Origin of the sequence: Methanobrevibacter sp. TLL-48-HuF1 (genome assembly GCF_023617305.1) — an archaeon.
GTDB lineage: Archaea > Methanobacteriota > Methanobacteria > Methanobacteriales > Methanobacteriaceae > Methanocatella > Methanocatella intestini.
Genome location: NZ_CP081485.1, coordinates 83,084 through 109,466 on the forward strand (window position 1 = coordinate 83,084; position 26,383 = coordinate 109,466).

Here is a 26,383-nt window from a genome sequence, read left to right on the forward strand (position 1 = left end):
ATTAATAAAATCATAATTTTTATTCATTATATTATTTAAAAATACAAATAATTAAAAAAATCATCAATATATAATTTAAAAATGAAATTATCTTAAGTATCAAAGAGGCGGTAATTTAATTTCGTCTTTTTCAATGTAAACAAACCTTTTTCATGACATCTGATTTTTTTACTATAATACTCCAGTTACACTTTTGCAATAATAAAATATAAACTAAAAATAAATAGAAATAATTAAAACTCTTCCAAGGCTCCATCTTCACTTATTTTTTGAATTGTTGCTTTTGTATCACTTAATTCAGTATTACACTCTTTAAGTAATATATTTGCCTGAGTATACAACTCAACAGCTTCTTTTAACGGAACATTGTCTGATTCTAATTGTTTAACTAATTTTTCCAATTCTTCTAACTTTTCTTCAAAACTTTTAGTCATATTATCACCTTTTTATTTTATTTTAAACTAAGTAATATTAACAGTACTATAACAATAGCTAAAAACAGTATTATAATTACATTTTTAGCTTTGGATTTTCTTATTTCATCAGGATCTTTTACAACATATCCTTTTTCCAGCAATTCATCAGGATTTAAAATCTTTAATTTTTCTTCAAGAATCTTTAATTTATTTTCATTGCTGTCTAATGTCTTAGTAATTTCTGCATCTAAACTTTTATGTATTTGAGCCATTTTAACAAATTTATCGTCCAATACATGACACGGATTGCTGAAAACATGATTATTTTTAATTATTTCCAAATCATGAATATGTGAATTCAATGTGACATTAATTGAATTATTTAAATTATTCTCAATTAAATTTAAAGAATTTCTTTTTAATTCAAAAGATTCAAGGAAATTCAGGGATTTTAAATTTTTAAAATGTAGGTTAAGTTTATTTTCATATTCTAACAGACAGTTAGATATGTTGTTATCCAATTCATTTTTAAATAAAGTAATTTTACCGACTTTTTTATTTAAGATATAATCAGGATTATTCAGAATATATGAATTATTAAAGTTATCAAGCTGCAGTTCATTTGACTGAATCAGCTGATTTAATGATTTCTCAGCAGTTGTTTTTAATAAAACCAAATTTGTGTGATGATTCTTATACTTTGATAAAGGATCTTTTAAGGTTTTATTGTTTTTGGAAATATTGAGTTTATGTGTTAAATTATCTAATTTGGAATTTATTAAATCATTTAATCTTGTTTCAATATTTTTTAGCTTTTCATTAAGTTCAACTTTATTTGGAACAACCAGCTCAGCTGCTTTTGTAGGTGTTGCTGCAACTTTATCGGATGCCAAATCTGAAAGCGTTTTGTCTGTTGAGTGACCAATAGCTGTTATAACCGGTTTTTTAGAATTAGCTATTGAACGTACAACTTCCTCTTTGTTAAAATCCCATAAATCCTGAGTACTTCCTCCTCCACGACCTACAATTATCACATCAACATCTGTTTTGTTTGCCAATGCAATATTTTTAGTTATGCTTCGGGTAGAGTTGGCTCCCTGTACTGTAGTGTTCCAGACAATTATTTCTGCAGGCCATCTTTTTTCAATGTTGTTTACAATGTCTTTAACGGCTTTTCCGCTTGCAGAGGTTATTACTCCTATTTTTTTAGGATATTGTGGAATTGCTTTTTTGTCTTTAAATAATCCTTCTTTATCTAATTTCTTTTTAAGCTTTTCAAAAGCAATGTATAAATCTCCCAATCCTGCTTCCTGCATTTTTCTTACTCGGAATTGCAGGTTTCCACGTACTTTATAAAATGAAACTTCACCACTGGCTACAACATCCACACCATTTTTAGGTTCGAAATCCAAAGATTTTGTAGATAATTTAAACATTACACAGGAAATTGAAGAGTTTTTGTCTTTTAGGGAGAAATAGTAGTGTCCTGAATTATATGATCCGTTAAAATTAGTTATTTCACCTCTGATTTTGATCTTTTTAAAATCATCACAGTAGCTAATTTTTTTATCAATCAAATTATTGATTGCACTGATTGAGTAAATATCATTTTCTTCCATCAAAACACCATGCAGGTTAAATTTAATATTGAATTTAACTTGTAATAATGTTTTATCATTAATCTGATTTAATCATTGTTATTTAATTGTGTCAACTAAAAAAAAGTATTACTTTAAAAAAATTTTTTATTATAAATTCAAAAATTGAAGAAAATGGTCTTTTTGCAGCAGCTAACCTATATGTCCTGATAGTTTTTTGACACCTTCTCAGAAAAGAGATTTTCAGCCTAATTTTATATATAAAGAGAACGTATATTTTATGTAATAATATACGTAAGTAAAAGAAAGATACGAATATTTTATATACTAAAAAAACAAAGAATAAAATGTAGCAAAAATTGGGATTAAAAAATCATGAACTAGGTGAAAAAAGATTATGATTGCTACAAAAGAACTTTCAGGATATTTAGATGAATATCTTGAAGAAAAACAAGAGATAAAGAACCTAACCTCAGAAACAATTAAAAAACAAACATTTAATATTAATCAGTTTATCAATTACCTTGAAAATGAAGGAATTGAAGAACTGGACAGCACAAATGTTAAAAAACAACTAAGACACTACCGTAGATACTGTCTTAAAGGTAGAGGCAATAAAAGGACAACAGTAAAAACATACATGATGAATATTTTAGAATTCATCAACTCTGAGGAAGTTCAAGAAGAAATACAGCATGATCCCATTAAAATGAAGGATATTATTGAAGTTAAAGTCGAAGATCCTGAAACTGCTAAAAAAAGAATTGAAAAAATAAGCTTAAATAGCCAGCAAAGTGATTTCCTACTTGAAACAATAAAATTAAGCGGAAATGCAAGGGATTATGCAATCTGTTCTACATTTCTTGACTCTGGAATTAGGTTAAAAGAGTTGGTTGGGCTTAATAAAAGTGACATTCAAGTTCCATTAGATGAAAATGGTTTTTATATATTGCCTGATGACGTAAATAGCTATATAGAACTACATCTACGTGCAGAAACAACAAAAGGACAGTCTAAGGACCGCACTACATTTATAACCTATGATACATTAGCCAGTATTAATGATATGATTTATGACCGTATAACAAAACTTAGAAAAAATACTTATGATGTCTACAGACCTGTTATTCAGCGAAAAAAAGCTGAAGCTGAGAAAACCCGTGAAGAACTTTTTTTAAATCAAAAGGGAAAACGTATAGGAAAACGTGCAGTTCAAGATGTGATAAAAAAGTATGCTAAGTTAAGTGATGAGAGAATAGCTAATGAAAATATAGATTGTCCGGTAAATTACGGGAAAAATGTTAGTGTTCATATTCTCAGACACACTGCACTAAGTCATTATGCTGAAATCCTTACAGTAGCTGAGGTTCAAAGTATAGCAGGACATAGTAACAGCCAAACAACTGACAAATATATTCACATTGATCGTGAGCATATTAAACAAAAATTAAAACTTAATAATATGAAAGCTATGTAATTTAGCTTTCTTTTAAATCTTTTTTTATGAAACTGCCATATATTAACAGCCTGACCTATATCATGTTAACCCATTTAGCAAGTTTTTCTTTTATAAATTTCATGAAAATTATAAATTTTTGGTTGAATATCTGTTCATATTCTGATTTAAGCTAAATAACAATATAATATTTGTTTTTATCTTTAAAATTAGTATAATAATATTTATTCTATTTAAATATCATTAATTAAATATTTAAATATAAAATAAGTTTATTTAAGGTCTTTTTTTATAAGATTTATTAAATCTTAAATATTATATGAGTCGGCATTAGTATGCCGAATATTTCTGTATTTACAGACAAAATATAAATAAGATAAATTAGTTAAATAGCTATTATAAGTATAATTACTATAATAAGTAAAACACTAATACTACTATTAATATATGTTATAGCTATTCATATTAAATAACTACTATCTGTAAAATATATAAATAATATATTATACCCCTAATACTCAAATCATATTTTATTAATTTTTAACTGAAATTTTAAGTAAAAATTGGTCTAAATTATCAGCTCCATATATATGTAACTAATACAAAAATACTATTTTAATCAATACTTTCATTAAACCAATACTTTCAACCAATAATTTGAGTACTTTTTATTAAATTTATTAATTTTTATTTTATAAATTGCACTATAAAATAATTTCCCACAAAAAAAGAAAAAAAGGAATTATGAAATCCCTTAATCATCATAATATTCTCCATTACTTCTGTATTTTACTGTTGAACCATAAGTATTAATATAATCCTGGCTATGGTATCCATGTCTGTCAGGCATGTCTCCACTACCTATAGGTCTTCCAGAAGCTTTATCATATAAAACATAACCTTCCCCATCACTATCCTGTTTACTGTACCATGTATCACCTTCACAAACCCAATCAGAATGAGGATCCTCAGATTGTGAAGATGCAGAAGAATATGATTTATGTTCATCAGATATTGAGCGAACATCAGCAGTATTATTAGTAGTGTTATTAGTAATATTTGCAGTATTATTTAATGTTGTATTATTTACCGGTTCGCTGCTTAGTGAAACAGTATAAATCAATCCACCGATAAGGCAGCACACAATCAGTATAAGTATGGCTATAATAGTTCTTTCATTGTCCATCTCTTCACCAAAATTACATATTTAAAATATGATAAAAAATATCATACTTAAAATATTATTATATTGTTTATACTATTTAAACACATATTACTCATTAGTATCAGTTAAAATCTCTTCTATTTCCAAAAGATTATTGGGAAAATAGATTTTTTTCTGCTTATCTGATGTAGATAAACCCATTTCAATCATATGATCCAAAAGAACTTTCAGGTTATCATAATATCCATTAAGATTATATATAATACATGGAGCATTTATCTGTTTTAGGGCAACTTTAGTCATTATTTCAGTTATTTCATCTAAAGTACCGGTACCTCCCGGAAAAGCAATGAAAGCATCTCCAAGTTCAATCATTTTTCTCTTTCTATCCTGCAGATCACTGGTTATTATAAGTTCGCTTAAATTTTCATGCTGCAGGTTATCGTCTATAAAAAACTCAGGTTCAACACCAATTGCCATACCTTCAGCATTCAGAACACTGTCTGCAAGTTCCCCCATCAATCCTATTTTTGAACCGCCATAAACAAGTATATGATTATTTTCAGCAATCCACACTCCAAGTTCCCTTACAGCTTCTTTCAGAAAGGGGTCACTACCTTCATGTGATCCAAGATATACAGTAATTTTCATTAAGTTACACCTATTATGTTATATATGCTCCAAATTCTCTTAAATTCCAAAAATAAATATTATAAATGAAACGATTGGTATAATTATTCCATGTTTAAAAGTTTTTTCATCACTGATTAATTTTAGTGACACATAAACTGACAGCATAATTGACAATAACGGATATAGCAATAGCCTGTCGGCATTTATTACTTTAACATTATACCACGCGGAAAGTACAGAAATTAAAAGAATTAAAACTGTCAAATAACCTATTCCTATTAATGCGTATCTTTTATTTTTTTCATAATCACTGCCTGCATCAGTTTGAGTATTTGAATCAGAATTATCTATTTTTGTTCCACATTCCTGGCAGAATTTAGAATCTTTTTCAACTAATACACCGCAATTAGGACAATTAACCATAAAAACATCCCCCCAATTGTTTTTATTTATCTTGTTAACAATATATAATAATTATGTTTTGAAAACAGGAAAAAACATGATTTTCATTTAATGATATTGCAGAGCAGGGCTTTTTTAAAAAACAGAAACTGTCAAAACAGCATTTTGTCTGATTTAACAAAAATTAAAAATATAAAAAAGGTAGAAAAAATATCTTAGGTAATTTTTCTGATTAATACTGAAGTATTGTTTGTATTGCCTGTAGGCAGGAGCATTACTTCCTTATGGAATCCTCTGGTGTCTTTTTCAGTAACAGGAGAGTATAAAATAGCTCTCATACCTGTATAAGTTCTATAAAGAACAGGTGTTTTTTCACTTACCACATCCCAAATATTGGAAAATACTCTTTCTTTAGGTTCTGCAAAAGCAGCTACCATCAAAATATCATAATCCAAATCAGCTATTGTATTTTCATTACCTATAACAATTTTAATATCGTCATCAAGGTTTAATTTTTTCAAAACTTTTCTGGATAACTGGGCTACATCTTCCTGCTGTTCAATTCCAATACATTTACATCCGAATACTTCATTGAACATGATTAAAGTTAAAGGCAGCGGTCCGCTTCCCAGGAATAAAAAGGTTTTTTCATCATTGAATTTAGCTAATTTACTTTCATTATTAATTAATCCTATATAACGCTCATAAAAGTGAAAAGAGTCAAGTACTTCTCTTGGATTATCTGAGTTAAGTATTTTTAATGCATTTTCCATTTCCAGTCTGGCACCGACATAAACATAAAACTTACGGATTAATTTTAATGCACGGTTCATCTTTTCATCATCAAGAATATGTTTAGCAGAGTCAAAATCGATTGTTTTATCATGTGCAATAACTTCAACTTCATCTAAAATCTCAATAACCTCATCAATAGCAACATCATCCAAAGCGTCCATATCATCATCAAGATTACCGAAATTGGAAAGTTTATCAGCTATTTCTTCAATTTTACCCCAATATTTATAACAACTCATAATATCACGATATTTTTTCAAATTAAATAACAAATTATATATAGTATTTTCTAGTTTATTATATATTAAAGTTTAGTATATGATAATAAAGTATTACTAAAGCTTCAATTTAAGAAATAAAGTAATACTTTCATTTTTTCAAAAAATAAAGTATTAAAAATAGATTAAAATTTTCAAAAAAGTAATACATTTAATGGAGGAGCAAAAAGTGAACTTTAAAATTATTCAACTGTCTGACAATATTTGTGAAAAAACCAGGACTCAGGAGTTTTTATTTAAGCAGATCAAAAAAGAATACGGATACGGATATGTGCCGGAATATCATAAAGACATAATGAAACTAAATGAATATTACATAAATCCGAGAAAAAATAATTTGTTCTTGGCAAAAAATTCTGAAAATGATGAAATAATAGCTACAATAGCTGTAAGAGGCTATGACAAAAAATTCAGAGAATTTGAAGGATTATATAATAAAGAAGATACTGCAAGCATCTGGAGATTATATGTTGATGAAAAATACAGAAGACTGGGTCTTGCAACAAAACTGTTCAAAGTAGTAGAGTCATTTAGCTATTTAAACAGCTATAAAGAAATTTATCTCCACACCCATAAAAATTTAAATGGGGGATTAAACTTTTGGAAAAAAATGGGATTTGAAACAACTGTAGATACAAACAATGACCTTCAGACAGTCCATATGATTAAAAAATTACCTAAGTTCAAACTCAATAATGTTCAATCCAGCCATAACTTAGCTATTGAATCTTTAACTCTTTAGATTATTATTTCCCTATCAGTTGTTATGTTATCTGCCATATAATTGATATGACCTCTTCTGGCTGTTTTTTTAACATTGAAAAATATGTTTAGTTTATGGCCTGCAACTGAATTATTATATTCTGCATTTAATTTATTATGCATTCCTTCGCTTATGGTATATTTTCTTCCGTCATCTTCAACAATCCAGTAAGCTTTGGAAAAATCCGAACCGAACAGTATAGCCAGACTAAAATCTACTTTCATATATTATAGTTACATATGATTTAATAAAAAGTTTAGACATATTAAAAAAAATAGTTTTAAGAAATTATAACTCAATCTACTTTTATAAAGAAAATATAAATCCTATTAATTTTATATATAATATAAACACTGATGGAGATATTATGAAAGACTCTGTTTTTAATGATGAATCAAGTTATTTCAATTCTTGGTATAATATAACCAAATACTTTGATAAATTTTTTGCCAATAGAATAGGAAACTTAAATATAAGTCCTAATGAGGTAATGTTTTTATCAAAAATTTATTATAATAAAGGTATTAGCCAAAAAGCAATTGCAAATCAAATGCTTGTTTCTGAAGCATATGTTACAAAAATGTTTAAAAGTTTAAATAATAAAAATTTAGTTAAAAAATCAATTGATCCAAAGAATAATACTCGTAGACAATTATTTTTAACAGAAAAAGGAAAAAAAGTTTTTGAAGAAATGATTGAAATTTTTAATGAATTTGAAGAATTACTATTTCAAAAATATGGCAAAGACCAAATAAAATATGTAGCACATATTATGGCAACTATAGGAACTGATTCTTTGAAATTTCAATAATAAAAAATAAGAAAAATTATTTATTATATTTCTTCCCATTCTTTCATGTTTTTAACACAACCCGGATCCCCATATTTAATGTCATGGAAATAATTGTAAGCTCTTGCTCTACATCCTCCACAAATATAACGAGATTCACATTCTCCACAATGTCCTTCAAGTATATCTTTATCTCTGAATACTTTTAAAAGTTCATTATTAAGCCATAAATCATTTAAATCATCATTTATATTTCCTAAACAAACTTCTTTATCATGTGGGAAGAAAACACAAGGATATATTTTTCCATCAGGTTCTACACTCATATAAAATCTTCCAGCACCACATCCGCCTACAAACTCTGCAAGTTGCATCATTGCTGGATTTTGATATTCTACATTATAGAAATGTGTTGGAATCATTTCTTTATTATCATAAGTATGAGTTACAACATCCGCAAATTGTGGAGCTGTAGATAGTATTTGCATATCTTCTATACCATTTTTCTCATAAATTAATTCAAGTATTTCAAGTCTTTCATCTGGACTTAAATCTACTTCTTTAATATCTGCACCTTTTCCTGTTGGTATAAAATTATATAACATAAACCATCCAACTTTTAAATCAGCTAAAAAGTCAATCATTTCAGGAATTTCATCTTTATTCTTTTTAGTTACAGTTGTAGATACTTCTACAAAAGTATCTGTTTTGTTAAAGTTTTTAATAGCATTTACGGCATGTTCCCATGATCCTTTAACTTGACGGAATTCATCATGTGTTTTAGGATTTAATCCATCTAAACTTATTTGTACAAATTTCAAACCTAAATCTGAAAATTCTTTTGCTGTTTCATAATTATTAAAGATATATCCATTAGTTGCCATACTAACATACATACCTCTATCTGTTGCATGTTTAATGAATTTCTTAATATCTGGATGTATTGACGGTTCTCCACCACTAAAAGCAATTGAAGCTACTCCTAAATCAGCTAGTCTATCAATTCCATCTAGAATTTCTTCAGAAGATAATTCATTTTCATCTTTTTTACCAGCATTTTCATAACAATGAATACATCTGAAATTACATGCTTTTGTTATGTTCCAAACAATTTGGTAAGGAGCTCCTGGAGTAAATGGTTTTACAGCTCCAAATTTAGCTAATCCTTTAAATGTACTGATTAAACCAAGTTCCCAATAATCATCCTGCATAGCTCTTATAAAACTTTCTTCAGAAGTTTCAAAACTTTTTAATGCACTGTGAATAATTTTAGAAATTACTTCATAACTTGCTTTACATTTAAAACATATATCATCTTGTTTACCTAAATAATAGTCTAATGAAGATTGCAATCTGCTTTTACCGCATTTATCACAGTACTTTAAGGATTTGTTTAATAATTTTTTAGATAATTTATTATTGACAATATGTTGAAATGTTTTTACTAATTTTTCCATATCCATCTCATTTTCAGATTCCATTTTCATATCCTCATTTTAATTATTTATTTCAATTTAAAACTTAATTATGTAAATGCTTAATTAAGTTAAGTAAAAACAAATAATTATTTAGGTTCATTATATTTAAATCTTATCAAAAATTAGATTTTAAAACTGAATATTATTAAATAATTTTTAGAGAATCTAAATTTTTTTTAGTGATAAATATAGTTAATTTGTTTTGTTTTTATTATTTGTAATGGTAATTTTTTGGTGTTTTGTAAAAATACATCTGTATAATTTTTAGTTTATTAAAAAAGGGTCTTAATATCGATAAGTTAAATTTTAATTGTATCTTTCATTAAGAAACATACCCCAATGATAACTCAGATTATATGATTGAGAAAGGATACATAAACATTGAAAAATAATATCATTACTTCTACTTTAAATCATTTCAAGTATACGAACTGGTTGCATAAGCAAACCTTCATCAGTGAATTCATTATCTGGACTTTTAGGATCATCATAATAATAACATGCACTTTCATATTCTCTTCTTATCATACCATTTTCCTTTTCTTCTTTTAGAAGATATCTTCTAAATTCCAAATCCTTGGGAGAATCAGCTTCTCCTAAAAATAATTCACTAACTCTTTTCTCAAATTCTTCATAAGTCATAGGGTATTTGGATTCATCAATAGTTTCAGATTTCATTATTATCATTCCTTACTTTACCGTGTTTGGTTTTCATCTCTGATTGTGTAAGCTTTAACATAAGCATCATCACCAGTTACTGGAGAAATTGCTTCATAAAACTGTTCAGATTTCTCATATCTACTTTGTTTACCTGTATATTTAAAGAATATTACATGCTCTGCTTTATCTCTTTCTTTTAGTCAAATTTTAATTGCATCTTTTTGAAGCAAACATACATATTAGTGCTGCTGAAGAATTATTAAAATGGTATGATTTATTAGAAAAAGGAATTATAACTCCTGAAGAATTTGAAAAAAAGAAAAGAGAATTAATATGAATTTAATTATTTTTCATTATAATCTCTTTTAATTCATCAATTTTATTTTCTAATTTTTTATTTTCTTCTTTAAGTTCATCAATTTTACTATTCAAATCTTTTTCAGAATCATCAGTTATTTTACTCACATATATGGATGATATAGCTGCAGTTAATGTGCTGAAAAAAATAATTCCTAATAATATGACAAAATATGAAATTACTTTTCCTATTATTGAATGTGGAGTTATATCTCCATAACCAACACTTGTTAATGTTACAATAATATACCAAAATGCATCAATTAAATTTGTAACTGAATCTTCAATAAATAATATAGCAATAGATGAAATTACAACAAATATTATCACAACATATATCAATTTATCCAAGTTTGTTGATTTGATAAAATAAACAAATGAATGTCCCCATCCTTTTAAAAAGAGTAATACTCTGCTGAATCTTATTAAACGTATTATTCTTATGAATCTGAACCATCTTAAGAAAAAATAGTCTAAAGGTATTATTGCGATAACAGTCAACCAGTTTTCTTTTAAAAATTGTTTTTTATCATTTGATTTATATAAGTTATATATAAAATCAATCCATAAAATGAAACAAACAAATAAATCAAAGTAAATAATTTTCTGCTCTACATGTTGAGAAACATTGGAAAAAGTCAATATTAATAATAATATCATATCAATTATTACTAACAACAATACTGATGATTCAATTATTTTTTCTGTATATTTCATGAAAATCTATCTTTTTTAGTTAAAATATTTACTTTTAATTCCCGAATTATTAATAACAAAATCCAAATTAAGATTATTTCTAATTCTTTTTATCATTAATTCTATGTTATATTTTTTATAGAATATAATTTTAAAGATTATATTATTAGTAAAAAAAAGTTAATTTGAGTATTAGTCAAATTTTAATTGCATCTTTTTGAAGCAAACATACCTCCAAAAGGAACAAAAGGGGCGGCTATTGATGGTGAGATAATAGGTAATGCTGGAACTGAATATGAATATTTATTAAATAAAAATCAAGAATATATTACATTAAATGTAGATGAAAATTTAAGAATAATTGATATCTTGTTGGTGAATTAAATGGAAAATTTGAAGTCAAAATATATTGTTTTGTCATTTGTGAATCAAAAAAAAGAAGAATTAATTAATATACCTGATTTTTTACCATGGGGGATTTCTTTACAATTTAAAGATAATCCTACTAGATTAAAAATTATTGAAGAAAATAATTTAAAAAGGGTATATGTATTAAAACATGTGAAACGTAATGAGTATGTTAAAATGCATAAAACTGATTTTTTCTTTCATGCTGAAGAATTAGTGAGGTTTGTTGAAAAGTATCCTCAATTTAAAGGAGTTCTCAAAGAAGAATTACTAAATAAGGATATCATAAACTATGAATCAATAACTGGTCTGAGTTTATTGGAGATTTTCAACAAAGAAGGTAAATACTTTGAAGATAAAATATATAATAAATAAGAGGTGAGTTGAAATGTCATTAATTACTTTATGGCAAAAAAACCTATTGAAGAATATGTATTGCCTGATGGAAGCTTTGTTTGGTCAAATTTTAATTGCATCTTTTTGAAGCAAACATACATATTGTTGAAAAAAGAATGAGCTATGAATATGATGTTAATCAATTAGATTATTGGCAACAAGAACGTTTGAGAGAAAAATTAACTGCTCAAGTTACTGAAGAAAATTTCAGAGAATATGAAGAAGGTATTTTAAATTTTTTCAATGATGAAAATGGTCTAAAATTATATGTTCATGATAAAAAAAGAGGATGAGCAAATATGACTTCAGTATTTTTTGGTATGAAAGAATTGTTATTTATTTCAATTTATGATGGTGAAAAATATTATACAGATAAATTTTCCATGGAAGAAGCTAAAAATTTTGATAATAATAAAAGATTTACTCTTCTAAGTCAAGGGTACGATGTTGAAACTTATGAAAAATTATTTTATGAGTTAAAAGAAGATATTCTTATTAAAAATAGATCTGCCAAAAATATTTGGGAGCGAGCTAAAATTGCGGAAGAATACTTACAGAAGAAAAAAGATCTTGCTAAAGAATATCTTAATGTGGAATGGAAATCATAAATGATGTGAGGTTCACTAAATGACTGATGTCAAATTTTAATTGCATCTTTTTGAAGCAAACATACTAAACTAAAAAAATCGGAGGTAATAAAAAAATGCATCAACAATAAAAAAAACTGATTTTTAATGTTTTAATGTACCGATGTAATAAATACTTGTAATAAATAGTAAGCTATGCGAGAACTCATATAAAATGTTTTAAAAGTTTGTAGACGTTAAATCTTCTTAATATTTTATTATTTCATCCATATAGAATAAATAAAAAAAAACATTTTTTTTTGAGGGTCTTCTTCATACTATACCGTGAGCAATTAGAAACTTCTTTGAAAGGTGGGGTGAGGGTTAGATAAATGGTAAAAAGTGGGGTAAATTGGTAATTTACCTAGGTTAATTAATGTTTTTTTTCATTTAAAAAATTCTTCTTAGGTATGAAAAATCTTCGCCTTCATCATAATCATCAGGTATGCTTTTACTGACATTGTTTTCCATGTGTTTTTCTGTGATGGTGTTTATATGTTCATCATAAATAATAACTCGCATGCCGCTTCCATGGTTATTGTCCATACCCCATCCATCATATGTGCCATCTCTTAGTTTGGATCCAAAATCGAATGTTATTCTCATTCCATTATTGAAATAAATTTTTTCATTTTTCCAGTTATTGCCCTGGTTTTGATATCTGTTATTTTCATAACTTCTATCTACAAATGGGTTGGGTTCTATTAATTTTTCAATAACTTCACCATTTTTATCATATAATATGGATTTTCTGAAGTCTCCTTCTATTCTTTGTTGATTCCAGTCACAGACTCCATCATCGTTTCGAGTACCATAATTTACAATTAATTTCATACCATTATCAAAATCAATAGTCTTACTTTTATCCAAACCCTCAGTATATACATGCATAATTTAAATCCTCCAGGATTTTTTTAGTGTCAAATTTTAATTGCATCTTTTTGAAGCAAACATACCTTCTAAGTATTAATATTTCATTGTCTTTGTTTTTAACGATTCCTCTCATTGTAAGTCCATATGGTTTGTCCATTTTAAATCCACCTGCTTTACTGTTTGCCACGGTGATATTTAATTATTTTGATTTATCTGTTATGTTCATTTTTAGTATCATTTCAAGAGTAATGTTTATAATATATTAAATTTTATAACTAATTATTAGTTAATAGTTCAACTTTAAAGAGGGTAAAGTTCAATGGAAATTGGTGAAAGGATAAGATATGTTGATCAATTAAGGGCAGTCAGTATACTTTTCTTAATTGCAATAAACGTAGCTATGGTTTTTAAGTATAAAAGTGTAGGAAATTTACAGGAATATGTTGTTTTTACGACTTTCGGATTCGGTGTTCCAATATTTCTCATGCTTTTAGGTTTGTTAATGATTGACAGGGATTACTCAGATATTGAAACATTTATTAAAACGGATTTTCTAAGGATTTTCATTCCTTTTTTAATCTGGAATACATTACTGGCTTTACTTATGACGGCGTCAAATTTTAATTGCATCTTTTTGAAGCAAACATACAAATATGATGTGTCTGCTTACTTCACAGGTCAAAATTATTATAAAGACTCATTTGCTTCAGCATCATTTAGTGTGAATAAATTAAACCCAGTCCTTAGTATTAATGCTAGTTCTATTAACTGTGGCGAAGATGTTATTATTAATGTGTCTTCATCTGTATCTTCTATAGAAGTTGAATTAGTTATTCGTTTAGACAATTCAAATTATTATAGATATGATTCTTTCTATATATATGGTCAAGAATCAAGAAAAATATCTGATTTGCCTGCAGGAAGTTATTTGGTTCAATTTATTGCACCGGAAGACACTAAAAATAATAGAGCACAAACTACAGTTCGTTTCACAGTATCCAAATTAGCTTCTTCTGTTGCAGTTGATGTTAAAGATATTGTTGTTGGTGAGGATGCTGTTATTGGTGTGTCTGTTCCAGGTATTGTTTCTGGTGTAGTTAATGTTACTGTTAATGATGAATCTTATGATGTAGCTATTGTTGATGGTAGTCAAATTTTAATTGCATCTTTTTGAAGCAAACATACTACCTTATAAATATAAACTAAAAGGAGGTGAACACAATTATTGATTATACTGAAAGCATTTCCAAAGATAACGTATCTGAAATAATAGATATATTACTCAAATTTCAATTAAAAAAAGTAACTGCTAAAGATGAAATTTCTATGGAAACAGAAGAAGCAATGAAAAATTTAATAAGATTAATAGAACTTAAATCTACTTATTAAGTCCTTCAGCTAATTCTTTAATTGGGGAGTAATTTTCTCCAGTGATTTGAAATATTTTATTTTTTGTGTATTCATTAATAGCTTGTTTAGAATCAAATTTGAGTTCTACTCCTTTTTCAAGATATATTTTGTAGGTCCCATTGGTTCTAAGTACTATTGCTGGATACTTTTCTTCTTCAGATACCATAATATAACCTCAAATATTTAAAGTTTAGATTCATCTATAGTAATAGGATTATCAGATGTACCAAACAAATCAGGTAAATCACCAGATTCTATACAATCTTCTTTCCATTCATAATATGCTTCGGGATCTTCCAACCATAACTTTTTAATGCGAGCTTTTTGCTCTTCATCAGTTAATGTTTTCATATATGCAACTTCACTAGCATTTCCAAGCATGCCATAACCCCCATCTAACATTCCATCATACATATTAATATATCTCCTTTTCTTATTTAATAAATATTACTTCCATGTCAAAATCAACTAACTTCTCTTGATACATCTTTACATACCTATCATTATGTTTCATCACATAATTTTCTAACTTCCTATCATAAAGACTTTTTTTAGTAGCATAAAACTCCCTCCAGTTAGGAGTGTCTCTTCTAAAATCATCAACCATCTTATCAACAATACCCTTTGTTACTTTTTTAATTTCATTATATCTTTCTTTGTTTTTAGTTACATTATTGTTTTTTATGATTAATGTGCCTGATTTATTAGTTGATACTCCATTTGACACCCCACACTTAGTATATGCAATTAAATCTTTTGGAGATGGTAATGGTGAGGTGTTACCTGGATGATTATGTATTACAGTATGAATACCATTTTTTAATCCTTCTTTTTGTAGCCATTCTGGAAATGCTACTTTCACGGCATTACCATTAGTGAATGTATCTATTATTTCATCATTTAATTTTACTGAAGCATATTCAGTATTTTCATAATGAATATCTTTTTTAAAGTTAGATAAATGGTTAAATAGATTGGTGATTTCTTCATCACTTAGTTTTCCTTGAGTCAAATTTTAATTGCATCTTTTTGAAGCAAACATACACATTATAACTATCAGATACATCATAAGTATTATTAGCATAAGTATAATCCATATTTACAGTATTTTTAGCAACAGTACTTACACCAGTTTCAGAATCAATAATGGTTATATTATCATCTGTACTATTATCAAATTCCGGAGCATATGCTTTATACCTTAAACTAAGACTTGTACCACTTAAATCTCCAGTAGCTTCTTTTAATTTTAAAATTATTTTTCCGCCAGTTTTATTACCGTCAGGTTTTTCAACAGTATATAAACTGGAATCTATGATTCTTCCTTTGGAGTCATATAAAACCAGACTGCCCAAATACATTATATTAGATGGAAGTACATCTGCAATAGTGATATTTTCAATTTTTGCACCATTAGCTATGTTAATATTTACATAATACTCAAATGGGAAATTTGAAGTCAAATTTTAATTGCATCTTTTTGAAGCAAACATACCTCAAAAAAAAAGAAAAAAATTAAAGAATTTGTTTCAATTTATATGTAACTTTTTCATTATCTTCAATAGGATTATACTCAATAATCCTATTTAATATAACATGAATTGTCTCTTCAATATTGTTTTTAAGATTTTCTTTAAATTTTTTATCAAAACTAAACTTAATATTCTTCAATTCATTCCCATCTTCAGAAGAAATTTCCAAAGAACAAACATTTCTATGTGTATCAATAATAATTAAATAATAATGATGTCTATTTAGGATTAATATAAAAGTATAAATAATATAAAAAAAGTAGGTTTTAGTCTTCAGCAAATAGTTTTTCTTCATCAAATTCTTTAGGATCTTCAAGAGTACCAAAAATATCAGTCAAAAGATGTACATACATACACCATTCTTTCCATTCAGCAAAAGCTTTAGGATTAGTCTTATACATCCCTCTCATATGCTCCATCTTTTCCTCCTCAGTTTCAAGGATTCTTATGTAAGCACTATGATCAGTGTTAAATGTCCCGTAACCAACACGACGACCCGCATCAAGACCATTAACTTCAAAGTATCTCATGAAACAACACTCCTTCTAATATAAAAATTCAATTTCAAAACCATAATCTGATAATTCATCTTCATATAATTTTTTATATTTATTTTTATGTTCATTAACATATTTATCTCTTTCTTTAAAATATTTTAACTCTTCAGAAGTATATTCCTTAACAGGTTTACCCTCATACAAAGTAGGCGGAGGAACCATACCTGTATCAGTAGAAAAATGCTCTTTCATTTTATCTTCAATCTTTACACCAAGTTCATAGATTTCTTTATATTTGTCTTTATTTTGTGAAGATTTATTGTTTTTAAGAATAAAAGTACCTTCTTCATTTGTTACTAAACCATATTTTATTTCTAATGAAGTAAAATAAGCTAAATCATCAGAAGAAGGTAATGGGGGGTTTGATTTTGGATGATTATGAATTAAATATAAAATACCTTTATCTTCCTTTGCAATTTCTAAAAAAGTAGTAGATAAAGCTACTTCTTTATTCGCCCCATTTGAAAAAATCCCTGATACAGTTCCTTTATTTGTTATTGCCCAACCATGCTCAATATTAATAAAATGAACATTCTTTTGAAAATTAAATAAATCCTCAGTTAAAATGCTTATAGTCTTTGAATCCATAAATCCTGAAAGTCTTTTTTCAAATTCTTCTTTAGATAAAGAATTTCTAATTCCTTTGTAATCATATTCCCATAAATCTTTTTCATTGTTTAATTTCCCATTTGAGAAAAGATTTCTTAAAATATTAAGTTCATCATTTGATAATGGTGTTAAGTTAACTGTGTATGGTTCAACATCACTATCTCTACTATCCCACACACTCAAATAAGTACAACGGCAATTAGGGTGCAAAGGCAACATACTATCCTCATCCAAATCACTTATACGATGCACATTATCTTTTAAACCAGGATGATAAACCTTATCTTCACTTTTATTAAATAAGTAAGCATTATCCAAACATAAACTACAAACATTACTATCTTCAGCAGTTAGAATAGTAACTTCAGTATAGCCTTCATTAACATAGGATTGTAAAATACCTGTGTTTTGTGCTCTGCTAACTTCTGTTTTAGCAATCATTACTGCTCTTTGTTTAGCACTTAAAGTACTACCTTCTAAAGGTTTTACTCCTAATTCAATTATTTTGTTAGCTAAACTATATGGGTTTTCACCAGTAGCTACAGCTTGAGTAATTGTTTTTTTAACACTGCCTCGTAAATCATCACTTAATTTCTTTATTAAATGAAAATTGTATTGTCTTACAAAGTCTAATGCTTCCTTGTCAGTATCAGTGAATACGAGTTTCTGTTTAATGTCATTGTATCCTTTCTGTTTACCTAATTCATATACTCGTTCGATTAAATCATCAACACTTTCATAGCTCTGCTCTAATAAATCATCCCATTCCATATCCAAACTTTGGAGTATTTCTTTTTGTCTTTGCATTTCCGCATAATAATACTCTTTAGCCCGTGGTGATGATAACCACATTCTACTATGGTTTAATTGCTTGTCAAGTAAGTTACTTATCAAATTATAATATTCTTGTACACTTATGGGGTCTTTAGTTTTGTTTATACGGAATTCTTCCCATAAACCAGTACATGATAATAATAATTTATCTGTTTCTATCTGTTCACTTGTTTTAATCATATTCTCGCCTTAACCTTTCCATAGTCAAAGCTTTTTGCAGACTTTTAACTTGTAAATCCACATTAGGACTCATGTTTAGGTTTTGGTTTAAAGGTAACTCACCCCAATCCACAGGATTCAAACCATAATCCAAACGAACCTCGTTAATAGATTTAACACCGTTCTTCAACTGAATATCCTCTATCTGAGCACGAGTCAACTTATTCTCCAAATCCATATGGTTATACTCAAAAACCTCTTTAAACCCAGACCTGCCTAATACTTTATTAAAAGCATTTTCAATAATCTTACAATCCCCGGACAAAGTATTATTAAAAGATTTTTCTTGACTATCCCCTGTACCACTACCTAAGTGTGCTGTTTCAACAATACCTATCACAGCAGGAGGCACTTGAAAACCAATTAAGTCAAATTTTAATTGCATCTTTTTGAAGCAAACATACCTAATGCTAATGTTGAGGTTATAATTCATATAGCTGATAATACACAGGTAGCTGCATTTTTAACTCCTAGAATTATTATTAATGAAATAAAAACTCATTTTGCTAATCAGTTAGATGAAATTGATATGATTTTAGTTCCAGGTTTAATAAAGAAAGGAACCAGGGAAATAACAAAAGAATTGGGAATTCCTACTTTTAAAGGTTCAACTGACGGAGCTGATTTGGCTATGGTTTTAAATTTAATTGATCAAATTGAATTGTCTGAAGATAAACCTGCAGATAAACTAATTGAAGAGGAAAAAAGAAAAGAAGCTTTAAAATTCATTGATGATTTTGAAAATGATGAAAAAACCATTGAAAAATTATTGGAAAAACCTAATAATATTCTGGTTGGAAATCTCCCGGTAGGTGAAGATTTTCCAATGAGAGTATTGTCTGAAATAGCTAACGCCCCATTTTTATCAAAAGAAGCTTTAATTCATAGTCAAATTTTAATTGCATCTTTTTGAAGCAAACATACTTTATTTTTATTTTCTTTTTTATACTATTTAAACACATGTTAATTCTTTTTTGAAAAGTATTATTAGGAAAGTATAAAAGTATTACAAAAATAAGGGGGCTTTCCTAAAATTATTTACCAGTTTAAATAAAACCCACTATATTCTGTATTATTAAGTAATGAATTTACTAATTTTTTTGTTTGATTTTCAATGATTTTAGCATAAGTTACTTTTTCATTTTCAAAAGTTAAATCACTATGAATTTTGGCCATTATTTCGCCGGCTAATAAGTTTCTTGATTCTAATTTTAATGAATTGTTTCTTTTATCAATGTTTGTTTCGTTGATTTGGTTGGTGTTTATTAATTTGAACACTGTTTTATCAACGATTTGTTGTCTAAATTCTTCTATTAAATCAAAAATTAAGCTTTGTCTTCTTTTTAAATCTGCATGCAATAATCCGCAGTATGGATCAAGCCCTAATGTTACAATATTTTTTGCAATTTCTGAAGCAAGTATTGCATATCCATAATTTAGCATAGAATTTACAACATCATTTTCTGGTTTTTGATTTCTGTTTTTGAAATTGATTTCATCAGGCAGCAGCAAACTTACTGCTTCCCAGTAATTAACAGAAGCTATTCCTTCAAATCCCATTATTTTATTTTTAGATGTGAATATATTATCATTTAGACTTATTTTAAAGTTTTTGAAATCTTTTATGTTTTGTTTAATTTTATTTTCAATTATTTTAACTTCTTTGATTTTTTTATTTTTATTTAATGTTTTAATTGTTGATTTTTGGTTTTTCATTTTAGATGTTATAAATTCTTTTGAAATTAAAAGCCCTTTATGATTTTCACTAGCTTGATATTGTAATTTTTTTAAAACAATATTGTTCTGATTTGGAGACTCTAAAATATAGTTGATTTGACCAAAGTAGTTGATACTAATTAATTTAATATTGTTTTTTGCCATAAGATTTAATGCATCGAATGTTATATGGCCTTTAGCCATTATAGTTATATCTGATACTTTGTTTGCAGAAATTCTATATATCTCATTGTCTTTTTCCATGACTACTATTTGATTGTCTTTTTTTCTTAGTGTTTTATTGTAGCCATCAATTATCAATTTCATAATATCTTATATTTTTCTTCTTCTAGATTTATTTCTTTTCCAAAATATGTGATTTTATTATAACATGTCCCACATATTGGAATTATAATTATAAACCCGTTTTCATCAGGTATTTTTGATATTTTTTCTTTTAAAATAAGTATTTCATTATTATCCAAATTTCCAATATATGTTTTTTCACTTATTTGTTTAAATGCATTGTAGTTTAAGATTCTTTTAAGTTTTAAAATATCTTTTTTGAATTTTAAATTAAATAAAACTAGAATTTTCAATTTTATCACATTTTTTAATTAATATCCATATTTTTTTAAGTAATTCCAAATTTATGACTCAAATCAGAATTTTAAAGTTTATTAATTATTTTTTCTAATAAAATTACTATTCAGTTATTTTATTCAAAAATACTTAAAGTATCCAAGAATAATAATAATAAAAATGATTATAAAACTTATTCCCCTCTAATTATCATATCTCCATATGAAATATCACTATCAACACATCTAATACCAAATGTAAAAATATTATTAATCATATAAGTACCTTTATTAAGTTTACCCTCCTGATATTTAGGAGGTAATTTAAAATCAACATTATTTATTTTTACTGTTTTCCAATCAGAACTATCTACTGCATTTACACAATTAATTGAAACTATTAAACTAATAAAAAGTAAAGATATTAAAAGTTTTTTTGAAATCATATAATCACTATTATGTATTTAGAAAATCAATTCATTCATCGAAACTTAAGCAGTTTTTTTCTAATTTTTATATTTTTAATTTTCACGTTTTTTAAGTAATTCCAAACCTATGTCTCCCAGTTTGTATTTTTGGATTTTTCCGCTTGTTGTCAATGGGAATTCATCAACAAAGAATACATGTTTTGGAACTTTATATCTGGCTATTTTACTTATTGCATAGTCCCTTACATCTTCTTCAGTTAAATCTGAGCCTTCTTCTTTGATTATGAATGCTCCTACGATTTCACCGTATTTTTCATCAGGTATTCCTGCTACCTGAACGTCCTGAACTCCATCTATTGTATATATGAACTCTTCGATTTCACGTGGGTAGATGTTTTCTCCTCCACGGATAATCATGTCTTTAATTCTTCCGACAATAGAATAGTATCCGTCTTCATCAATGGTAGCCAAGTCTCCGGAGTGTAAAAATCCGTCATCTTCTATGACTTCTTTTGTTTTTTCAGGATTTTTATAATATCCTTTCATTACATTAAATCCTCTGCAGACTATTTCTCCTTTTTTACCTACTTCAGTTATGTCTTCACCAGTATCAGGATCTATAAGCTTAACTTCAACATTCGGAAACGGAGTTCCTACAGTGTTTACCTTTTTCTCAAATGTATCTGAAGCATTTGTTTGTGTCATTCCCGGAGATGCTTCTGTTAGACCGTATACACTGGTGATTTCAGTCATGTTCATTTTGTCTATTACTTCTTTCATGGTTTCAACAGGACATGTTGATCCCGCCATGATTCCTGTTCTAAGTGATGACATGTCAAACATATCAAACATAGGATGTGTCAATTTTGCAATAAACATTGTTGGAACACCGTGAATTGCAGTACATTTTTCCTTTTGAATAGCTGAAAGAGCTAAAAGCGGATCAAATTCCTCCAGCATTACAATAGTTGAACCATGTGTGATTACTGCCATGACTCCTAAAACTGAACCGAAACAATGGAATAAAGGTACCTGAATACATAATCTGTCTTCTTCAGAGAAGTTCATGTTTTCCCCGATGTAATATCCGTCATTTAAGATGTTTCTGCTGGTAAGCATTACTCCTTTTGGGAAACCTTCTGTACCGCTGGTATACTGCATATTTACTACATCATTATTGTCAAATTCTTTTTTGATTTCTTTTAGGATTACATCATCCTGATTTTGACCTAACAATAATAATTCATTAGTGTTATACATTCCTCTGTGTTTATCCTGACCTACATGAATAACATGTTTTAAAAATGGGAATTTTTCAGAATTTAATTTTCCTCTCTGACAGGTTTTAAGTTCAGGCACTAACTCATAGATTATATCAATATAATTATTGTCTCTGAATCTGTCAGTTAGAGCTAAAGCTTTCATATCTGACTGTTTAAGAATATATTCCAGTTCATGACTTTTATAAGCAGTATTTACAGTTACTAAAACAGCTCCTATTTTAGCTGTTGCAAACATGAAAGTCAACCATTCGGGAACATTTTTAGCCCATATTCCTACATGGTCCCCTTTTCCAACACCAATAGATAATAATCCTTTAGCTAAATTGTTAGCCCTTTCATTAAATTCAGAATATGTGAATCTCAAGTTTCTATCAGGATAAATTAAAAATTCATGGTCCGGAAGTCTTTCTACTTGTTTTTCAAAAAAATCTGCTAGCGTGTCTTCACTGAATAACATTTTTTTAACTCCTGAAATTAAATTTAATCTACCGGTGTGTATATTACAGCTAAGATTTTTGCTGTTTCATCATTGGAACTGTGTACATGGTGAGATACAATTGAATCATAGTAAATACTGTCACCAGTTTCTAAAACATAGTTATTCTGACCATAAATAACTTCAATTGTTCCTTCAAGAACATAGAGGAATTCTTCACCTTCGTGAGAGCTGAGTTCATGGCTTTCTTCAGCATCCACTTTAAAGTCAATGATAAAAGGTTCCATATTTCTGTCACTTTTTCCGGCAGCCAATGAGTAGAATTCCAGATTACTGTCATCTGTCTTGTTTTCATCACCTGAAAAGTATACAACTTTATCGCTTTTTCCTTTTCTAACGACTAAAGGTCCTGTTTGTTCATCATCATCAATAAAAGTACCTATTCTAACACCAAGTACTCTAGCTATTTTGGTTAAAGGAGTAAGAGATGGTATAATTTCCCCGTTTAATATTTTCTCAACCAATTCTATGTTAACATCACTGTCATTAGCTAATTCTTCAAGTGATACATTTCTAACTTCCATTAAAGTTTTAATTTTTTCTCCAATTTTATTTTTATTAGGCATCTTTTTCCACCATTAACTCTTTAATATAAAAATAATATGTTGTTTATAATTAATAAAAGTATTTTTTAGACACTTAAAAATAAAATTATATAGTGAAAATTATTAAAAAATAATATATAATTCATATAAGTGATTGTTATGCCGCCTTCAAAAGAAGATATTTTATTAACTTATTTAGGTAAAAGAGATGCAAATAGAAACTTATCAAATACTCCAAAACCTGATGAAAATCTTGTATATAAAGCAACAATTGAAAACTACTCCTATAAAGCTGGAAAATGGATTGTAGTTATAGTAATTTTAAGTTTTATCATGACATTATTTGCAGGGATAGGCAGTCTGATACTTTCCCTGTTTGTTCTGGCTGTTGTGTTTGTTTATTATTATGGAATTAAAAGATCACTGCAAAATAAACAAAGCAATAGAACAAGATATTACTGTACAAACTGCAATCATGCATTTGTAGGTCCTAAACCTTACTGTGAAGAATGTGGAATTCAGCTTAACTGTGACAGAAATATGTATAAATGCAGATGCTGCGGACAAACATTTATCGGAAAAAGAAAAATCTGTCCACACTGTAAAGGGAAACTATACTATTAAATAACCTGCACTAATTTAAGCAATACAATCAGTATTACAATTATCACCAAAGCGCTTTTTAATAAACAGAATGGGTTTTTCAAACTAATAACCTCTAAACATGTTTGATATTTGTATAATCAGATATTTCACTATTGAATGTAGCTAAATTTGAAACATTCAAATCATGAATATCATTGTGTCCTGTTATTCTTGCAAAAGTTTTAATTTCTTCAAGACTTGCATTAAGATAATTAGTTAATCTTTTTGCTCCAATATCTATTTTTAATCTGGAACGCAGTTCTTTATCCTGTGTTGCAACTCCCACAGGACATTGTCCTTTATCACATAATTTATATTGCTGACATGCCACTGCAATTAAACTGGCCGAAGCTATAGCTATTGCATCTGCCCCCATAGCTAAGGCTTTTGCAAAGTCACTGGAAACTCTTAAACCCCCAGTAATTACCAGATCAATATCCAAATCATGTTCATCAAGATATTTTCTGGCCCTATACAATGCAAATATTGTTGGAACGCTTGTTGCATCTCTAACTAATAAGGGACTGGCTCCAGTAGCACCTCCTCTTCCGTCAATTGTAATAAAATCAGGTTTGACATAACTAATAAATTCCAAATCATTTTCAATGTATCCTGCAGCTATTTTAATACCTATCGGACAGCCTTCAGATTTTGATCTTAATTCATCTACCAGATTTTTTAAATCTTTCTTAGAATTAATATTCGGGAATCTTGATGGAGATATTATGTCTTCACCTGCTTTTTTACCTCTTACTTTAGCTATTTCAGGCGTTACTTTATCTCCAGGCAATAATCCTCCCATTCCTGGTTTTGTTGCCTGACCTATTTTAATTTCAATTGCATCTGAAGTTTTTAAGTTTTCATCAGTTACTGAATACTGGTTGGGAACATATTCAAAAATGTATTTATATGCTGTATTTTTAACTTCCGGCAGTATTCCCCCTTCTCCGCTACACATTGCAGTTTTAGCATTGAAACTTCCTTTAGCTAAAGCAACTTTACTTTCCTTAGACAAAGCTCCATAAGACATATGGGATACATATATTGGACTTTCAATAACCAGTGGCTTTTTAGCATTTTTACCTATTATAGTTGTAGTTGATACTTCAGCATCTTCTTCTAAAGGCATTGGATTTAACTGGTTTCCTAAAATAAGAATATCATCCCAATTTGGCATTGGCAATGCTGTAGCCATTGGTGCTGTAATGGGTTTTCCGGAATCACATAACTTATAAATAGTGTCCATATGCCTTACTGATTCATCATTTCTGATGTACTGTTCCGGAAATGAAATTAGCCAGTTATTTTCATTTGTTTCAATTGGTTCAAAGTTAGATATATCTGATTTGCAATCAGGACACTCCTTAAGGTCTTTTAATGGTATTTTTTCACTTTTTTCATCATGAATATAATTACAAACCTTACACTGATATGTCCCATATTTTACTTTTTGGATTGCTTTGAATTTTGATAGCGGCGATCCGCATACTGGGCATTTTCCAAGTTTAATAAGTACCGAACCCTCTTTTTCTTCATCATAAACATAATGGCAGACTTCACATTCATATGTCTTATAGACTGTATCTTCTTCCATTACTTCAAAATTAGAAACATCTGATCCGCAATCAGGACATTTTTCAAGTTCTTTAAAGGATTTGCCTTCTTTTTCTTCATCATGAATATAACCACATATCTGACACTGGTATTTCATTTTACCAACTCCACCATAATTAATATA

General features: G+C 27.9%; 34 protein-coding genes and 4 pseudogenes. 12 read left to right on the plus strand and 26 right to left on the minus strand.

Annotated elements, in window-relative coordinates; genetic code table 11:
• Positions 1–233: 233 nt before the first annotated feature.
• Entirely contained in the window at positions 234–434 is a 201-nt protein-coding gene (xseB, locus tag K4897_RS00360; RefSeq protein ID WP_250416189.1) for an exodeoxyribonuclease VII small subunit, read from the minus strand.
• A gap of 17 nt (positions 435–451) precedes the next feature.
• Positions 452–2,035, minus strand: a complete 1,584-nt coding sequence (gene xseA, locus K4897_RS00365) for an exodeoxyribonuclease VII large subunit (RefSeq protein ID WP_250416191.1) — start codon at positions 2,033–2,035, stop codon at positions 452–454.
• Positions 2,036–2,411: 376 nt separating this feature from the next.
• Between xseA and K4897_RS00370 the strand changes: the two genes are divergently transcribed.
• Positions 2,412–3,491, plus strand: coding sequence for a tyrosine-type recombinase/integrase (locus K4897_RS00370; RefSeq protein ID WP_019267123.1), 1,080 nt, complete (start codon positions 2,412–2,414; stop codon positions 3,489–3,491).
• 733 nt (positions 3,492–4,224) lie between these two features.
• On the opposite strand, the gene K4897_RS00375 is transcribed toward K4897_RS00370, so the two are convergent.
• From K4897_RS00375 to K4897_RS00390, 4 genes are all read right to left on the minus strand, one after another.
• Positions 4,225–4,656: a hypothetical protein gene (locus K4897_RS00375; protein ID WP_019267124.1), complete on the minus strand. Its 432-nt coding sequence runs from the start codon at positions 4,654–4,656 to the stop codon at positions 4,225–4,227.
• 87 nt (positions 4,657–4,743) lie between these two features.
• Complete coding sequence (locus tag K4897_RS00380; RefSeq protein WP_019267125.1) at positions 4,744–5,286, minus strand: TIGR00730 family Rossman fold protein; 543 nt, start codon at positions 5,284–5,286, stop codon at positions 4,744–4,746.
• A 39-nt stretch (positions 5,287–5,325) separates the two neighbouring features.
• The gene (locus tag K4897_RS00385; protein WP_019267126.1) at positions 5,326–5,691 is read right to left on the minus strand and encodes a zinc ribbon domain-containing protein; all 366 of its coding nucleotides are present in this window, start codon (positions 5,689–5,691) and stop codon (positions 5,326–5,328) included.
• A 194-nt stretch (positions 5,692–5,885) separates the two neighbouring features.
• Complete coding sequence (locus tag K4897_RS00390; protein ID WP_019267127.1) at positions 5,886–6,704, minus strand: nicotianamine synthase family protein; 819 nt, start codon at positions 6,702–6,704, stop codon at positions 5,886–5,888.
• Between the two features lie 208 nt (positions 6,705–6,912).
• Between K4897_RS00390 and K4897_RS00395 the strand changes: the two genes are divergently transcribed.
• Positions 6,913–7,485, plus strand: a complete 573-nt coding sequence (locus K4897_RS00395) for a GNAT family N-acetyltransferase (RefSeq protein ID WP_019267411.1) — start codon at positions 6,913–6,915, stop codon at positions 7,483–7,485.
• On the opposite strand, the gene K4897_RS00400 is transcribed toward K4897_RS00395, so the two are convergent.
• A complete protein-coding gene (locus K4897_RS00400) occupies positions 7,482–7,730 on the minus strand; it encodes a hypothetical protein (protein WP_019267128.1) in 249 nt (82 codons plus the stop codon). The genes K4897_RS00395 and K4897_RS00400 overlap by 4 nt on opposite strands.
• Positions 7,731–7,873: 143 nt before the next feature.
• Between K4897_RS00400 and K4897_RS00405 the strand changes: the two genes are divergently transcribed.
• Positions 7,874–8,317, plus strand: a complete 444-nt coding sequence (locus K4897_RS00405) for a MarR family winged helix-turn-helix transcriptional regulator (RefSeq protein WP_019267316.1) — start codon at positions 7,874–7,876, stop codon at positions 8,315–8,317.
• Between the two features lie 23 nt (positions 8,318–8,340).
• Here K4897_RS00405 and K4897_RS00410 read toward each other — a convergent pair whose 3' ends face one another.
• Positions 8,341–9,777, minus strand: coding sequence for a radical SAM/SPASM domain-containing protein (locus tag K4897_RS00410; protein ID WP_019267131.1), 1,437 nt, complete (start codon positions 9,775–9,777; stop codon positions 8,341–8,343).
• A 405-nt stretch (positions 9,778–10,182) separates the two neighbouring features.
• Positions 10,183–10,452, minus strand: a complete 270-nt coding sequence (locus K4897_RS00415) for a hypothetical protein (protein ID WP_029143304.1) — start codon at positions 10,450–10,452, stop codon at positions 10,183–10,185.
• Between the two features lie 193 nt (positions 10,453–10,645).
• Here K4897_RS00415 and K4897_RS00420 point away from each other — a divergent pair, with 193 nt between their 5' ends.
• The gene (locus K4897_RS00420; RefSeq protein WP_019267133.1) at positions 10,646–10,771 is read left to right on the plus strand and encodes an SHOCT domain-containing protein; all 126 of its coding nucleotides are present in this window, start codon (positions 10,646–10,648) and stop codon (positions 10,769–10,771) included.
• Between the two features lie 2 nt (positions 10,772–10,773).
• On the opposite strand, the gene K4897_RS00425 is transcribed toward K4897_RS00420, so the two are convergent.
• Positions 10,774–11,508: an ion channel gene (locus K4897_RS00425; RefSeq protein ID WP_019267134.1), complete on the minus strand. Its 735-nt coding sequence runs from the start codon at positions 11,506–11,508 to the stop codon at positions 10,774–10,776.
• 186 nt (positions 11,509–11,694) lie between these two features.
• Here K4897_RS00425 and K4897_RS00430 point away from each other — a divergent pair, with 186 nt between their 5' ends.
• From K4897_RS00430 to K4897_RS00445, 4 genes are all read left to right on the plus strand, one after another.
• On the plus strand, positions 11,695–11,871 hold the full coding sequence (locus K4897_RS00430; RefSeq protein WP_019267135.1) for a hypothetical protein: 177 nt from the start codon (positions 11,695–11,697) through the stop codon (positions 11,869–11,871).
• The gene (locus tag K4897_RS00435) at positions 11,872–12,270 is read left to right on the plus strand and encodes a hypothetical protein (protein WP_019267136.1); all 399 of its coding nucleotides are present in this window, start codon (positions 11,872–11,874) and stop codon (positions 12,268–12,270) included. It begins immediately after the preceding gene.
• Between the two features lie 95 nt (positions 12,271–12,365).
• The gene (locus K4897_RS00440) at positions 12,366–12,584 is read left to right on the plus strand and encodes a hypothetical protein (protein WP_019267317.1); all 219 of its coding nucleotides are present in this window, start codon (positions 12,366–12,368) and stop codon (positions 12,582–12,584) included.
• A gap of 6 nt (positions 12,585–12,590) precedes the next feature.
• A complete protein-coding gene (locus tag K4897_RS00445; protein ID WP_004033822.1) occupies positions 12,591–12,899 on the plus strand; it encodes a hypothetical protein in 309 nt (102 codons plus the stop codon).
• Between the two features lie 408 nt (positions 12,900–13,307).
• On the opposite strand, the gene K4897_RS00450 is transcribed toward K4897_RS00445, so the two are convergent.
• Entirely contained in the window at positions 13,308–13,808 is a 501-nt protein-coding gene (locus K4897_RS00450; RefSeq protein ID WP_250416194.1) for a hypothetical protein, read from the minus strand.
• A 61-nt stretch (positions 13,809–13,869) separates the two neighbouring features.
• A pseudogene (locus K4897_RS09135) lies at positions 13,870–13,947 on the minus strand (DNA mismatch repair protein MutT); the annotation flags it as partial.
• A 162-nt stretch (positions 13,948–14,109) separates the two neighbouring features.
• Between K4897_RS09135 and K4897_RS00460 the strand changes: the two are divergent.
• Both K4897_RS00460 and K4897_RS00465 read left to right on the plus strand, forming a co-directional pair.
• Positions 14,110–14,410, plus strand: a pseudogene (locus K4897_RS00460) (acyltransferase family protein); the annotation flags it as partial.
• A 592-nt stretch (positions 14,411–15,002) separates the two neighbouring features.
• Positions 15,003–15,179, plus strand: a complete 177-nt coding sequence (locus K4897_RS00465; protein ID WP_019264056.1) for a hypothetical protein — start codon at positions 15,003–15,005, stop codon at positions 15,177–15,179.
• Here the strand turns inward: K4897_RS00465 and K4897_RS00470 are convergent.
• The 8 genes and pseudogenes from K4897_RS00470 to K4897_RS00505 form a co-directional block, all read right to left on the minus strand.
• Complete coding sequence (locus tag K4897_RS00470) at positions 15,169–15,366, minus strand: hypothetical protein (RefSeq protein WP_250416198.1); 198 nt, start codon at positions 15,364–15,366, stop codon at positions 15,169–15,171. The two genes, K4897_RS00465 and K4897_RS00470, sit on opposite strands and share 11 nt — an antisense overlap.
• A 17-nt stretch (positions 15,367–15,383) precedes the next feature.
• Positions 15,384–15,614: a hypothetical protein gene (locus tag K4897_RS00475; protein ID WP_250416199.1), complete on the minus strand. Its 231-nt coding sequence runs from the start codon at positions 15,612–15,614 to the stop codon at positions 15,384–15,386.
• Between the two features lie 19 nt (positions 15,615–15,633).
• A complete protein-coding gene (locus K4897_RS00480) occupies positions 15,634–16,212 on the minus strand; it encodes a hypothetical protein (RefSeq protein ID WP_250416201.1) in 579 nt (192 codons plus the stop codon).
• A 25-nt stretch (positions 16,213–16,237) separates the two neighbouring features.
• A pseudogene (locus K4897_RS00485) lies at positions 16,238–16,657 on the minus strand (isopeptide-forming domain-containing fimbrial protein); the annotation flags it as partial.
• Positions 16,658–16,715: 58 nt separating this feature from the next.
• Positions 16,716–16,901, minus strand: a complete 186-nt coding sequence (locus tag K4897_RS00490; RefSeq protein ID WP_250416204.1) for a hypothetical protein — start codon at positions 16,899–16,901, stop codon at positions 16,716–16,718.
• A gap of 97 nt (positions 16,902–16,998) precedes the next feature.
• Positions 16,999–17,151: a hypothetical protein gene (locus K4897_RS00495; RefSeq protein ID WP_250416206.1), complete on the minus strand. Its 153-nt coding sequence runs from the start codon at positions 17,149–17,151 to the stop codon at positions 16,999–17,001.
• A 126-nt stretch (positions 17,152–17,277) separates the two neighbouring features.
• Positions 17,278–18,912: a phage minor head protein gene (locus K4897_RS00500; RefSeq protein ID WP_250416208.1), complete on the minus strand. Its 1,635-nt coding sequence runs from the start codon at positions 18,910–18,912 to the stop codon at positions 17,278–17,280.
• Complete coding sequence (locus K4897_RS00505) at positions 18,905–19,303, minus strand: phage portal protein (RefSeq protein WP_250416209.1); 399 nt, start codon at positions 19,301–19,303, stop codon at positions 18,905–18,907. The genes K4897_RS00500 and K4897_RS00505 overlap by 8 nt, the downstream gene beginning before the upstream one ends.
• 27 nt (positions 19,304–19,330) lie before the next feature.
• Between K4897_RS00505 and K4897_RS00510 the strand changes: the two are divergent.
• Positions 19,331–19,837 (plus strand): annotated as a pseudogene (locus tag K4897_RS00510) (dihydropteroate synthase-like protein); the annotation flags it as partial.
• A gap of 152 nt (positions 19,838–19,989) precedes the next feature.
• Here the strand turns inward: K4897_RS00510 and cas1 are convergent.
• From cas1 to K4897_RS00535, 5 genes are all read right to left on the minus strand, one after another.
• A complete protein-coding gene (gene cas1, locus K4897_RS00515) occupies positions 19,990–20,994 on the minus strand; it encodes a CRISPR-associated endonuclease Cas1 (RefSeq protein ID WP_019267139.1) in 1,005 nt (334 codons plus the stop codon).
• On the minus strand, positions 20,991–21,275 hold the full coding sequence (cas2, locus tag K4897_RS00520) for a CRISPR-associated endonuclease Cas2 (RefSeq protein WP_029143305.1): 285 nt from the start codon (positions 21,273–21,275) through the stop codon (positions 20,991–20,993). The genes cas1 and cas2 overlap by 4 nt, the downstream gene beginning before the upstream one ends.
• Before the next feature lie 167 nt (positions 21,276–21,442).
• Positions 21,443–21,694 (minus strand): hypothetical protein, encoded by a 252-nt coding sequence (locus K4897_RS00525; protein ID WP_019267141.1) that lies wholly within the window; start codon positions 21,692–21,694, stop codon positions 21,443–21,445.
• Positions 21,695–21,769: 75 nt separating this feature from the next.
• The gene (locus K4897_RS00530; protein ID WP_019267142.1) at positions 21,770–23,416 is read right to left on the minus strand and encodes an AMP-binding protein; all 1,647 of its coding nucleotides are present in this window, start codon (positions 23,414–23,416) and stop codon (positions 21,770–21,772) included.
• 23 nt (positions 23,417–23,439) lie between these two features.
• Positions 23,440–24,021, minus strand: a complete 582-nt coding sequence (locus K4897_RS00535; protein ID WP_019263958.1) for a helix-turn-helix domain-containing protein — start codon at positions 24,019–24,021, stop codon at positions 23,440–23,442.
• A 138-nt stretch (positions 24,022–24,159) separates the two neighbouring features.
• Here K4897_RS00535 and K4897_RS00540 point away from each other — a divergent pair, with 138 nt between their 5' ends.
• The gene (locus tag K4897_RS00540; protein WP_019263959.1) at positions 24,160–24,624 is read left to right on the plus strand and encodes a hypothetical protein; all 465 of its coding nucleotides are present in this window, start codon (positions 24,160–24,162) and stop codon (positions 24,622–24,624) included.
• Positions 24,625–24,718: 94 nt separating this feature from the next.
• On the opposite strand, the gene K4897_RS00545 is transcribed toward K4897_RS00540, so the two are convergent.
• Positions 24,719–26,356 carry a glutamate synthase-related protein gene (locus K4897_RS00545; RefSeq protein WP_019267143.1) on the minus strand — a complete coding sequence of 546 codons (1,638 nt, stop codon included), beginning with the start codon at positions 26,354–26,356 and terminating at the stop codon, positions 24,719–24,721.
• Positions 26,357–26,383 lie beyond the last annotated feature (27 nt).